This is a genomic window from Cellulomonas pakistanensis (genome assembly GCF_016862755.1).
GTDB classification, from domain to species: Bacteria; Actinomycetota; Actinomycetes; order Actinomycetales; family Cellulomonadaceae; genus Cellulomonas; species Cellulomonas pakistanensis.
The window spans coordinates 38,867-50,247 of sequence record NZ_BONO01000032.1 but is presented as its reverse complement, the minus strand read 5'-3'; the positions used below and the strand labels follow the sequence as shown (position 1 = coordinate 50,247).

Sequence of the window (11,381 nt, the reverse complement as noted above, 5' to 3'; positions counted from 1 at the left end):
GGGCGAGATCGCCACGAACATCACCGGCGTCGCGTCGGCCACGGCGACCTCCTCGCAGACCCTCGGGCAGATGGGCGACTCGATCGGCGAGCTCGCGCGCATGTCCGAGGACCTGCGCGGCCGGGTGGCCCGCTTCACCTACTGAGGCCCCGGGCGCGGCCGGCCTGCGGGTCGGCCGCGCCGGCGGGCACCCGACACGTCGAGTGGGCATCCCCTGGGTGCCCACTCGACGTGTCGGGTGCCCACTCGGCGAGCGGCCGGCGAGCGGCCGCCGGCCGGCCGGCGGCCGGGCCGCGGGTGCGCCACCCGGGCGGTCGTCCCCCGTTCACCGCGCGTTCCACCCGCGGGAGCGCTCACATCCGCGCACCGGCGGTCGATCCGGTGGGCGACGTCGGGCGCCAGGGGGCGCCGGCCGGCACGGACGAGGGAGTCGAGATGAGGCACGGGAAGCGTCGCCGTGCGGGGAATGCGGTTGCCGCGTCCCTCGCCCTGGTGGCGGTCGGGGCGGTCGCGGGCTGCGGGTCCGTGGGCGCCGGCTCGGGCGCGGACGAGCGCCCCCTGGTCGGGGTGGCGATGCCCACCACGACGTCGGAGCGGTGGATCGGCGACGGCGAGAACGTGCAGGCCCAGCTGGAGGCCCTCGGCTACGACGTGGCGCTCGAGTACGCCGAGAACGACGTGCCGACCCAGGTCGAGCAGCTCGAGACGATGATCGCCGACGGCGCGGACGCGCTGGTGATCGGGTCGATCGACGGCGTCGCGCTCAAGGGCGTGCTCGCCGACGCGGCCGCCGCGGACATCCCGGTGATCGCCTACGACCGCCTGATCCGCGAGTCGCCGGACGTCGCCTACTACGCGACCTTCGACAACGCCCGGGTCGGCGTGCAGCAGGCCACCCAGCTGCTGCAGGGCCTCGGCGTGCTGGACGAGGCCGGCGAGGAGACCGGCGCGGCCGGCCCCTACAACGTCGAGCTGTTCGCCGGGTCGACCGACGACAACAACGCGACGGTGTTCTACGAGGGCGCGATGCAGGTGCTGAAGCCCTACCTGGACTCCGGCGTGCTGGTCGTCCCGTCCGGCGAGACGGACTTCGAGACCATCGCGATCGACGCCTGGGACCCGAAGAACGCCACCGCCCGGATGGAGACGCTGCTGCCGCGCTACGCGGACCAGCGGCTCGACGGGGTGCTGTCGCCGTACGACGGCATCTCGATCGCGATCCTCGACGCGGTGAAGGGCATCGGCTACGGCTCGGACGCGCAGCCGCTGCCGGTCGTCACCGGCCAGGACGCCGAGCTCGCCTCCGCCAAGTCGATCGCCGCGGGCGAGCAGTACGGGACCGTCTACAAGGACACCCGGCAGCTCGCCGAGGTCGCCGTGTCGATGGTGCGCGCGCTCCTCGACGGCGCCGAGCCGGAGACCAACGACAACGCCTCGTACGACAACGGCGTGAAGGTCGTGCCGTCGTACCTGCTGGCGCCGCAGGTGGTCACGGGCGAGAACTACCGCCAGGTCCTCGTGGACGGCGGCTACTACACCGCGGAGGAGCTGGGCTGATGACCACCACCGACCACACCCCGGCCGGCACCCGCCGGAGCCGCGCGTCCTGGTTCTGGGACCGCCCGATCGCGCTGAAGATCGCCGTCTCGCTGCTGGTGCTCGGCGGCACGTTCGCCCTCGTGGGCGGCGTCGGCGCCGTCGCGCTCTACCGCGCGGGCCAGAACCTCGAGGAGATGTCCGGCCTGACCGGCGACCTCCAGTCGGCCATGTCGGAGCTGCGCACCGCGCAGACCCGCAGCCACCTGCTCGTGCACCGCGCTGCGGAGGCGACCGACGAGTCCGTCCGCGCGCAGCTGCTCGAGTCCTCGGCGTGGAACGACCGCGACGTGGCCGCGCAGATCGACGCCATCGAGGTCTACCCGCAGTCCGACACCCGGCAGTGGGCCGACTTCGTGGACCGCTGGGCCGCCTGGACCGCGTACCGCGACGGCACGCTGCTGCCGTTCGTGCAGGAGGGCGACCTGCCCGGCCTGCGGACCGCGATCGCCGCCGACGCCGCGGCCGACCCCGACTGGGCGGGCCGCGCGCTCGCGCTGGCGCAGGGCCAGGTCGACGCGCAGGTCGACCAGATCCTCGCCGACAGCCGGGCCGAGGTGGACCGGACGATCGTGGCGCTGCTGGCGGCGTTCGTCGTCGGCGCCGCGCTGTCCGGGCTGCTGGCCGTGCTGGTCATCCGCCGGATCACCGGGGCGGTGCGCAGCGTGCAGGGCTCGCTCGAGGCGATGGCCGACGGCGACCTGACGGTGGCCACCGCGGTGCCGTGGCGGGACGAGACCGGCCGGATGGCCGAGGCGCTCGACCAGGCCCAGGCGTCCCTGCGCACGACGCTCGCGGGCGTCGTGCACGCGGCCGGCTCGGTCGAGACGACGGCCGCCAGCCTCACCGCGTCGAACGGCGACGTGGTCGCGGGCTCGCAGGAGACGTCGGCGCAGGCCGGCGTCGTCGCCGCGGCGGCCGAGCAGGTGTCCCGCAACGTCCAGGCGGTCGCCGCCGGCGCGGAGCAGATGGGCGCCAGCATCCGGGAGATCGCGCAGAACGCCTCGCACGCCGCCAAGGTCGCGAGCCAGGCGACGGACGTGGCCGCGTCGACCAACGAGCAGGTCGCCCGCCTCGGCGCGAGCAGCCAGGAGATCGGCAACGTCGTCAAGGTCATCACCTCGATCGCGGAGCAGACGAACCTGCTGGCGCTGAACGCGACGATCGAGGCCGCGCGCGCCGGGGAGGCCGGCAAGGGCTTCGCGGTCGTCGCCGGCGAGGTCAAGGAGCTCGCGCAGGAGACCGCCAAGGCCACGGAGGACATCGCGCGCCGGGTCGAGGCCATCCAGAACGACACCACCGCGGCGGTCACGGCGATCGGCGAGATCTCCTCGATCATCGCCAGCATCAACGACTACCAGCTCACGATCGCGAGCGCGGTCGAGGAGCAGACCGCCACCACCACGGAGATGTCCCGGTCCGTGCAGGAGGCGGCGACGGGGTCGGGCGAGATCGCCACGAACATCACCGGCGTCGCCGGCGCCGCGGCCCGCTCCGCGGACGTCCTGGGGGCCGTCTCGACCCAGGTGAACGACCTCGCGTCGCTGTCCGCGGACCTGCACGAGCGGGTCGCGCGTTTCACCTACTAGCAGCCCACCGGGCGGCCTCCGGCCGCTCAGGAACCGGCCGCACCGACCGATCAGAACCACGAACCCGGCCGGTGCGGCCGGTCCGCACGTGAGGGGAACTTCGTGACCAGGATCCGCGTGCTGGTGGTCGACGACTCGGTCGTCGTCCGCCGGCTGGTGACGGACTCGCTCTCGCGCGACCCCGACATCGAGGTGGTGGGTTTCGCCTCCAACGGGCGCATCGCGCTCGCCAAGGTGGACCAGCTGGCCCCCGACCTCGTCACCATGGACATCGAGATGCCGGAGATGAACGGCATCGAGGCGGTGCGCGCGCTGCGCCGCAACCGGCACACCATGCCGATCATCATGTTCTCCACGCTGACCGAGCGCGGGGCGTCCGCCACCCTGGACGCCCTCGTCGCCGGTGCGACGGACTACGTGACCAAGCCCGCGAACGTCGGCAGCGTCCAGGAGTCGCTGGACCGGGTCGCGAGCGAGCTCATCCCCAAGATCAAGGCGCTGGTCCCGCACCGCCCGGGCGCGGGCGCCGCGTCCGCCCCGGCGGCGACGGCCCCCGCCGTCGCCCGCCCGCGGATCGCGGCCGGCGCACCCGCCGCGGCCCCGCACGTCGCGTCCTCGGCGCACGCCCGCCGCCCGGTGGTCACCCGCCCGGCGCCCGCGCCGCACCCGGTCAGCGCGGTCATCATCGGCTCGTCGACCGGCGGCCCGGAGGCGCTGTCGAAGGTCATCGGCTCGCTGTCGGCGGCCCCGTCGGTCCCGGTGCTCGTGGTGCAGCACATGCCGCCGGTGTTCACCCGGCAGCTCGCGGCGCGGCTCGACCGGCTCGGCCCGGCCACGGTCGTGGAGGCCGCCGACGGCGACCTGCTCCGGCCCGGCACGGTCTACATCGCCCCCGGCGACCACCACCTCGAGCTCAGCCGGTCCGCGGGTTCGCTCCGCGTGAAGCTGACCGACGGCCCGCCGGTGAACTTCTGCCGCCCCGCCGTGGACGTGCTGTTCCGGTCCGCGGTGCGCGAGCTCGGCGGGCAGCTGCTCGCCCTCGTGCTCACCGGCATGGGCGCCGACGGCCGCACCGGCAGCGAGGACGTCGTGGGCGCCGGCGGCACCGTGCTGGTGCAGGACGAGCCCACCAGCGTCGTCTGGGGCATGCCCGGGGCGGTCGCCACCGCCGGGTTCGCCCACCGCGTGCTCCCCCTGGGCGAGGTCGCCCCCACCCTCGAGTCCGTGCTGGCCCGCGCCGGCTCCGGACGCCCCGCAGCAGCCCCGATCGGAGGTCGGCCATGAGCCTGACCCAGGACACCTTCGCCTTCGTCGCCGACGTCGTGCGGCGGCGCAGCGCCATCCAGCTCGAGGCCGGCAAGGAGTACCTGGTCGAGAGCCGGCTGCTGCCGATCGCCCGGGACGCCGGCCACCCCGGCGTCGACGCCTACATCCGCGACGTGCGCGCCGCGCGGCGCGAGTCCGACCTGGCCGAGATCGTCGAGGCGCTCACCACCAACGAGACCTCGTGGTTCCGGGACAACACGCCGTTCAGCGCGCTGCGCACGCACATCGTGCCCGGGCTGCGCGCCGACCGGCCGGTGCTGGACGGCGTGCGGGTCTGGTCGGCCGCCTGCTCGACCGGGCAGGAGCCGTACTCGATCGCGATGACGCTCACCGACGTGCTCGGCCCGGGCGCGCGGTTCGACATCACCGCCACCGACCTGTCCGACCAGGTGCTCGCCCAGGCCCGGTCCGGCCGGTACTCGCAGCTCGAGGTCAACCGCGGCCTGCCCGCGCCGATGATGGTCCGCTGGTTCCAGCGCAACGGCCACGACTGGCAGATCGCCGACGAGCTGCGCCGCGCGATCACGTTCACGAAGCACAACCTGCTGGACCCGCCCCCCGGCGGCCCGTTCGACATCGTGTTCCTGCGCAACGTGCTCATCTACTTCGACCTCGACACCAAGCGCTCGATCCTGGGCCGCGTGCACCGCGTGCTCAAGCCGGGCGGCTACCTGGTGCTCGGCGCCGCGGAGACGACCATCGGCGTCGACGGGGACTGGGAGCGGGTGCCCGTCGAGCGCGGGTCGGTGTACCGCCCGGTGCAGGCCGGCGCGCTGCCGAGCCCGCGCCCGGCGTCCGGCGCCCTCACCGGCGCGACCCCCGCGGTCCCGGCCGCGGCCGGCCCCGCGGCCCCCGCCCCCTTCGGGAGCCGGGCCCCCGCCACCAGCACGTCCTGGCCGCCGACCGCTCGGCCGGCCACCACCACCCTGCCCACCGCGCCGCGGCGGCCCGCCGGACCGGCATTCGAACAAGGAGTGACGCGATGAGAGCACTGGTCATCGACGACTCGCGGACGATGCGACGCATCGTCGCGGGCGCCCTGGAGAACCTGGGGTTCAGCACCGTCCAGGCCGGTGACGGGCAGCAGGCGCTGGACCTGCTCGAGTCGGGCGAGGAGGTCGACCTCGCCTGCATCGACTGGAACATGCCGGTGATGGACGGCCTGACGTTCGTCACGAAGGTCCGCGCCAACCCGGCGTGGCGCAACATCACGCTGATGATGGTCACCACCGAGAGCGAGCACGGCCAGATCGTGCGCGCGCTCGCGGCCGGCGCGCACGAGTACCTGATCAAGCCGTTCACGACCGACGCCATCCGCGACAAGCTCGACCTGCTCGGGCTCGTCCCTGCCGAGGAGACCGTATGACCGCCGCCGCCGTCGAGCAGGACCAGGTGTTCGCGATCGCCGAGGAGGTGTTCGCGGCGATGATCGACGGGGAGCCCGGCTACCTCCGCCCCTGGGAGGGCGAGGTGCCCGTCCCCGCCGAGCCGCTCGCCGCCTGGGTGGACGTGCACGGCGAGCTCGCCGGTCGCGCGGCCGTCGCGACCGACGTGCCCACCGCGCACGAGCTGACCCGGGCCCTGCTGGGCATGGGCGCCGACGAGCCGGTCGGCCCCGAGGACCTGCAGGACGCGTTCGGCGAGGTCGCCAACGTCGTCGGCGGCAACATCAAGGCCCTGCTGCCGACCCAGGGCACCCTCGGGCTGCCCGAGGTCGCGTCCGCGCTGCCGGCCGCCCCCGCCGGCGCGCTCACCCACGAGCTGCGCCTGGACTGGCGCGGCCGCCCCCTCGTCGTCGTGGTCTCGCTGTTCCAGTGACCCGCGGCTCCACCCAGACCCCCGCGACCACCGTCGCGGGACCCGCCACCGAAGGGAAGTGACGAGCATGATCCGCGTGCTCATCGCCGACGACAGCCGGGTGATGCGGCAGATCGTGATCCGCACGCTGCGCCAGGCCGGCTACGACTGGGACGTCCGCGAGGCGTCCGACGGCCAGGAGGCCCTCGAGGCCGTGCGGGCCGACGAGCCCGACGTCGTCCTGTCCGACTGGAACATGCCGAACATGACCGGGATCGACCTGCTGCGCGCGCTGCGCGCCGAGGGCTTCGGCACCCCGTTCGGGTTCGTGACCTCGGAGGGCTCCGAGGAGATGCGCACCATGGCCGAGGAGGCCGGTGCGCTGTTCCTCATCGCGAAGCCGTTCACCGCGGACACGTTCCGCGAGGCCATCGAGCCGGTGCTCGCATGAGCGACGCCACGCCGCTGCCCTCCGCGAAGGAGGTGCGCGAGCACTGGGAGGGCCTGATCGGCCGCGACGTCGACGTGGCCACCGGCGGCCCGATGGTCGACCCGGTGCTCAACGGGGGCGCCCTCGTCGGCGTCTACGTCGACAAGCTGATGAAGCTGTCGGCGCTGGTGCTGTTCGACCTGCCGCTCGCGGCGCACCTCGGTGCGTCGATCGCCCTGGTGCCGGCCGCCACGTCGCGGACCGCCGCCGAGGAGGAGCAGCTGCCCCCGGCCCTGGCCGAGAACGCCGCCGAGATCCTCAACGTCACCGCCGCGCTGTTCAACGTCGGCGACGCCCCGCACCTCAAGCTCGACGCCTGGTACGCCCCGCGCGAGCCGCTGCCCGCCGACGTGGCGCAGTGGGTGCTGGCGTACGTGCGCCGGCTCGACCTCGAGGTCGAGGTGGCCGGCTACGGCAAGGGCACCGCGTCGGTGCTGGTGATCTGAGGCGCCTCGCGCGCCGACGGCCCGGTGCCCCTCGGGGGTGCCGGGCCGTCGTGTTCCCGCCCGGTGAACGCTCGCCGGACGCCGCAGACCAGGCCCTCACCCGTCTGCCACACTTCCCCCCATGTCCACCACCTCCCCGGGGGCGACCGCTCCGGCGCCCACCGCGCCGAAGAACGCGGTCGACCGGTTCTTCAAGATCTCCGAGCGCGGGTCGACCATCGGCACCGAGATCCGCGGCGGCCTCGTCACGTTCTTCACGATGAGCTACATCATCGTGCTCAACCCGCTGATCATCGGAACCGTCGCGGACGGCACCGGCAGCTTCCTCGGGGGCGGCTCCGAGCCGAACATCCCGATGATCGCCGCGACCACCGCGCTCGTCGCCGGGATCATGTCGATCCTCATGGGGTTCGTCGCGAACTTCCCGCTGGCGCTCGCGGCCGGGCTCGGCCTGAACGCGGTCGTCACCTACTCGATCGCGTCGCTGCCCGACATGACCTGGGCCGACGCCATGGGCATCGTGGTGCTCGAGGGCCTGATCATCCTCGTGCTCGTGCTCACCGGGTTCCGGGAGGCCGTGTTCCGCGCGGTCCCCATGGAGCTGAAGACGGCGATCAGCGTCGGCATCGGCCTGTTCATCGCGTTCATCGGCCTGTTCGACGCCGGGTTCGTGCGGATCCCGTTCAGCCAGGCGACGCCGGTGGAGCTGGGCATCGGCGGCTCGCTCGGGTCCTGGCCGCTGCTGGTGTTCGTCGTCGGCCTGTTCCTCGCGATCATCCTGATGGCCCGCAAGGTGCACGGCGCGATCCTCATCGCCATCGTGACGTCCACCGTGCTCGCGGTCGTCCTCGAGGCGGTCACCTCCATCGGGGCGCGCTCCGCGGAGAACCCCGGCGGCTGGTCGCTGGCCGTCCCGTCGGTGCCCGACTCGGTCGTCGCCGCCCCCGACTTCTCGCTGCTCGGCCAGTTCTCGCTGTTCGGCTCGATCGAGAAGATCGGCGTCGTCGCGGTCGTCCTGCTGGTGTTCTCGGTGATGATCGCGGACTTCTTCGACACGATGGGCACGATGGTCGCCGTCGGCGGCGAGGCCGGCCTGCTCGACAAGGAGGGCAACCCGCCCCGCACGCGGCAGATCCTGGTCGTCGACTCGCTCGCCGCGGCCGCGGGCGGCGCCGCCTCGGTGTCGTCGAACACCTCCTACGTCGAGTCCGCCGCGGGCGTCGGCGACGGCGCGCGCACCGGCCTGGCGTCGATCACGACCGGCGTGGCGTTCCTGCTCGCGACCTTCCTCGCCCCGCTCGTCGGCATGGTGCCGTTCGAGGCGGCCACCCCGGCGCTGGTCGTCGTCGGCTTCCTCATGGTCATGCAGGTGTCCGGGATCGACTGGAAGAACTTCGAGGTCGCCGTGCCGGCGTTCCTCACGATCATCCTGATGCCGTTCTCGTACTCGATCACGGTGGGCATCGGCGCGGGCGTCATCTCGTTCGTCGTCATCAAGCTGGCGATGGGCAAGGCCCGCAGGGTGCACCCGCTGATGTGGGTCGCCGCGGCGCTGTTCGTCGTCTACTTCCTGCTCGAGCCGATCAAGTCCTGGTTCGGCGTCTGAGCCGAGCCTCGCACCGCACGACGGCGCCCGCCCGGACCCCCGCGTCCGGGCGGGCGCCGTCGTCTGCGCGGGCCGGCGTGCGGTGCGCGGGGAGCCGTGTGCCGGGGGTCGCCCGGCCGCGATAGGTTCGTCCGGTCCCCCGGCGTCCGGAAAGGTCCCCCATGCGCGTCTCCGTCATCGGCTGCGGCTACCTCGGCGCGGTGCACGCCGCGAGCATGGCCAAGCTCGGCCACACCGTCGTGGGCGTCGACGTCGACGCCGCCAAGGTCGCGCTGCTCGCCGCCGGCACGGCCCCGTTCTACGAGCCCGGCCTGCCGGAGCTGCTGAGCGAGGTCGGCGGGGAGGGGCGGCTGACGTTCGCGACCGACATGGCCGCCGCGGCCGGCGCGACCGTGCACTTCCTGTGCGTCGGCACCCCGCAGGTGCACGGCGAGTTCCGCGCCGACCTCACCTACGTCGAGGACGCGTTCGCGGCCGTGCTGCCGCACCTGCAGCCGGGCGACCTCGTCGTCGGCAAGTCGACCGTCCCCGTGGGCACCGCCGAGACGTTGGCGGCGCGGCTCGAGGGCACCGGCGCGACGCTCGTCTGGAACCCGGAGTTCCTGCGCGAGGGGTTCGCCGTCCAGGACACGCTGCACCCGGACCGCCTGGTCTACGGCCTGCCCACCGACGAGGACGGCGTCCCGACGGCCGACGGCGACCGGGCCCGGAAGATCCTCGACGAGGTGTACGCCGCGCCGCTCGCCGACGACACCCCGCTGGTCGTCACCGACTACGCGACCGCCCAGCTGGTGAAGGTCGCCGCGAACAGCTTCCTGGCGACCAAGATCAGCTTCATCAACGCGATGGCCGAGCTGTGCGAGGCGACCGGCGCGGACGTCACCCGGCTCGCCGACGCCATCGGCTACGACGACCGGATCGGCCGCAGGTTCCTCAACGCCGGCCTCGGGTTCGGCGGCGGCTGCCTGCCCAAGGACATCCGGGCGTTCATGGCGCGCGCCGGCGAGCTCGGCGTGGACCAGGCGCTGTCGTTCCTGCGCGAGGTCGACGCCATCAACATGCGCCGGCGCGTGCGCATGGTCGACCTGGCCCGCGAGGTGTGCGACGGCTCGATCGTCGGCCGCCGGGTCGCGGTGCTCGGCGCGGCGTTCAAGCCCGACAGCGACGACATCCGGGACAGCCCGGCGCTGTCCGTCGCGGCGCAGATGCAGCTGCAGGGCGCGCACGTCGTCGTGACCGACCCGCAGGCGATCGACAACGCCCGGAAGGCGTGGGCGGGCCTGGCGTTCGCGGACAGCGTCGAGGGGGCGGTGGCCGGCGCCGACGTCGTGCTGCTGGCGACGGAGTGGCCGGAGTACCGGTCCCTCGACCCGCACGCGCTGGCCCCGCTCGTGTCGAGGCCGGCGATCCTGGACGGCCGCAACGTCCTGGACCCCCGCGCCTGGCGGGCGGCGGGCTGGACCTACCGCGCCCTGGGCCGCCCGTAACCCGCGCGCGCCGCGCGCCCCGCCGCCGCGCCGCGCGCCTCGCCGAGATGGCAACTCTCGGCTGCGGCGCGCGACCCGCGCACAGCCGAGAGTTGCCATCTCGGCGAGCTCATCGCGCGCGGCGAAGTGCTCGACGCACCCAGGTGACCGGGCGTTCGGGGTGGCGGAGCACGTCGTCGGCCGTGCAGGCGATCACCGTCCAGCCGAGCGACTCGAGCTCGGCGCGCCGGGTCCGGTCGCGCTGCCAGGTGCGGCGCTCCGTGCGGTGCACGTCGTCGTCGTACTCGATCGCCACCTTCGCCTCGAGATAGGCCAGGTCGGGCATCGCGACCACCCGCCCGTCGGCATCGCGCACGAGCGCGTTCACCGCCGGGCAGGGCAGCCCGGCGTCGACGAGGAGCCACCTGAGGCGCGACTCCATGCAGGAGTCCGTCCCCGGCCGGGAGTGCTCCGCCGCCGCGCGGAGCCGGCGAACGCCTCGCGAACCGGCGGGCAGGGCGGCGACCGCTCCCAGCAGCTGCTCGTGCGAGCACAGCGGTCCTCTGCGCCTCATCAGGGCGTCGCCGGCCACGACGAGCTCGCACGGTGTGACCGCGGTCGCCAGCTGGAGCCAGGCGAGCTCGGGCACGAGCACGCGGACCCCGCCGGGCATGCGGAAGAACGGCACGGCGGTGGTGGCTCGACGGTGACCCACGAGCCCGCGGCGACGCGGTAGCGACCGGCCCGGGCCGACCTGCACGTGCAGGTCCCCGGACGCATCCACGCCGAACGGCAGCTCGGCGCCCTGGGCGGCAAGGGCGGTGACGTGGCAGAAGACGGCGTCGGGTGGCAGGACGGGTGCGAACTCCTGGCAGCGTGCGAGCACGTGGTTCGGATCCGGCGGGTCGCTCGTCGTCCGGACGGACGGGGTGGGTACGCGGAGGCCCGCTCGGCGGAGCGAGTCCTCCGGGAAGCCGGCGGCGAGCGCCTGCGAGGTCGTGAACGGGCCGCGACGCAGCGAGGCGGGCAGGGTGCGGTCGGGACGGATCATGCGGGACACCGTGC

Annotated in this window: 11 protein-coding genes; 10 read left to right on the top strand and 1 reads right to left on the bottom strand. The window is 73.9% G+C overall.

Features of this window, described 5'->3' with window-relative positions; genetic code table 11:
• Positions 1-435 precede the first annotated feature (435 nt).
• The 10 genes from chvE to Cpa01nite_RS16970 all read left to right on the top strand — a co-directional run bounded on the left by chvE (position 436) and on the right by Cpa01nite_RS16970 (position 10,337).
• Positions 436-1,557 carry a multiple monosaccharide ABC transporter substrate-binding protein gene (gene chvE, locus Cpa01nite_RS17015; RefSeq protein ID WP_203670052.1) on the top strand — a complete coding sequence of 374 codons (1,122 nt, stop codon included), beginning with the start codon at positions 436-438 and terminating at the stop codon, positions 1,555-1,557.
• Complete coding sequence (locus Cpa01nite_RS17010; RefSeq protein ID WP_203670051.1) at positions 1,557-3,185, top strand: methyl-accepting chemotaxis protein; 1,629 nt, start codon at positions 1,557-1,559, stop codon at positions 3,183-3,185. Before chvE ends, Cpa01nite_RS17010 begins: the two co-directional genes overlap by 1 nt.
• 102 nt (positions 3,186-3,287) lie before the next feature.
• Positions 3,288-4,469 carry a protein-glutamate methylesterase/protein-glutamine glutaminase gene (locus Cpa01nite_RS17005; protein WP_203670050.1) on the top strand — a complete coding sequence of 394 codons (1,182 nt, stop codon included), beginning with the start codon at positions 3,288-3,290 and terminating at the stop codon, positions 4,467-4,469.
• Complete coding sequence (locus Cpa01nite_RS17000; RefSeq protein ID WP_203670049.1) at positions 4,466-5,497, top strand: CheR family methyltransferase; 1,032 nt, start codon at positions 4,466-4,468, stop codon at positions 5,495-5,497. Before Cpa01nite_RS17005 ends, Cpa01nite_RS17000 begins: the two co-directional genes overlap by 4 nt.
• On the top strand, positions 5,494-5,877 hold the full coding sequence (locus Cpa01nite_RS16995; RefSeq protein WP_203670048.1) for a response regulator: 384 nt from the start codon (positions 5,494-5,496) through the stop codon (positions 5,875-5,877). The genes Cpa01nite_RS17000 and Cpa01nite_RS16995 overlap by 4 nt, the downstream gene beginning before the upstream one ends.
• Complete coding sequence (locus tag Cpa01nite_RS16990; RefSeq protein ID WP_203670047.1) at positions 5,874-6,329, top strand: chemotaxis protein CheX; 456 nt, start codon at positions 5,874-5,876, stop codon at positions 6,327-6,329. The genes Cpa01nite_RS16995 and Cpa01nite_RS16990 overlap by 4 nt, the downstream gene beginning before the upstream one ends.
• A gap of 67 nt (positions 6,330-6,396) precedes the next feature.
• The gene (locus Cpa01nite_RS16985) at positions 6,397-6,759 is read left to right on the top strand and encodes a response regulator (RefSeq protein ID WP_203670046.1); all 363 of its coding nucleotides are present in this window, start codon (positions 6,397-6,399) and stop codon (positions 6,757-6,759) included.
• Positions 6,756-7,244 (top strand): hypothetical protein, encoded by a 489-nt coding sequence (locus Cpa01nite_RS16980; protein ID WP_203670045.1) that lies wholly within the window; start codon positions 6,756-6,758, stop codon positions 7,242-7,244. Before Cpa01nite_RS16985 ends, Cpa01nite_RS16980 begins: the two co-directional genes overlap by 4 nt.
• A 121-nt stretch (positions 7,245-7,365) precedes the next feature.
• Entirely contained in the window at positions 7,366-8,850 is a 1,485-nt protein-coding gene (locus Cpa01nite_RS16975) for an NCS2 family permease (RefSeq protein ID WP_203670044.1), read from the top strand.
• Positions 8,851-9,011: 161 nt separating this feature from the next.
• On the top strand, positions 9,012-10,337 hold the full coding sequence (locus tag Cpa01nite_RS16970; protein WP_203670043.1) for a UDP-glucose dehydrogenase family protein: 1,326 nt from the start codon (positions 9,012-9,014) through the stop codon (positions 10,335-10,337).
• A gap of 109 nt (positions 10,338-10,446) precedes the next feature.
• On the opposite strand, the gene Cpa01nite_RS16965 is transcribed toward Cpa01nite_RS16970, so the two are convergent.
• Positions 10,447-11,367, bottom strand: coding sequence for an endonuclease domain-containing protein (locus tag Cpa01nite_RS16965; RefSeq protein ID WP_203670042.1), 921 nt, complete (start codon positions 11,365-11,367; stop codon positions 10,447-10,449).
• Positions 11,368-11,381: the final 14 nt, after the last annotated feature.

What these genes read in the sequence shown, in the direction of transcription:
- Cpa01nite_RS16965 (WP_203670042.1), bottom strand. Translation starts at nt 11,367, where the DNA reads ATGATCCGTCCCGACCGCACCCTGCCCGCCTCGCTGCGTCGCGGCCCG.
- Cpa01nite_RS16975 (WP_203670044.1), top strand. Translation starts at nt 7,366, where the DNA reads ATGTCCACCACCTCCCCGGGGGCGACCGCTCCGGCGCCCACCGCGCCG.
- Cpa01nite_RS17010 (WP_203670051.1), top strand. Translation starts at nt 1,557, where the DNA reads ATGACCACCACCGACCACACCCCGGCCGGCACCCGCCGGAGCCGCGCG.
- Cpa01nite_RS16995 (WP_203670048.1), top strand. Translation starts at nt 5,494, where the DNA reads ATGAGAGCACTGGTCATCGACGACTCGCGGACGATGCGACGCATCGTC.
- Cpa01nite_RS16985 (WP_203670046.1), top strand. Translation starts at nt 6,397, where the DNA reads ATGATCCGCGTGCTCATCGCCGACGACAGCCGGGTGATGCGGCAGATC.
- chvE (WP_203670052.1), top strand. Translation starts at nt 436, where the DNA reads ATGAGGCACGGGAAGCGTCGCCGTGCGGGGAATGCGGTTGCCGCGTCC.
- Cpa01nite_RS16970 (WP_203670043.1), top strand. Translation starts at nt 9,012, where the DNA reads ATGCGCGTCTCCGTCATCGGCTGCGGCTACCTCGGCGCGGTGCACGCC.
- Cpa01nite_RS17000 (WP_203670049.1), top strand. Translation starts at nt 4,466, where the DNA reads ATGAGCCTGACCCAGGACACCTTCGCCTTCGTCGCCGACGTCGTGCGG.
- Cpa01nite_RS16980 (WP_203670045.1), top strand. Translation starts at nt 6,756, where the DNA reads ATGAGCGACGCCACGCCGCTGCCCTCCGCGAAGGAGGTGCGCGAGCAC.
- Cpa01nite_RS16990 (WP_203670047.1), top strand. Translation starts at nt 5,874, where the DNA reads ATGACCGCCGCCGCCGTCGAGCAGGACCAGGTGTTCGCGATCGCCGAG.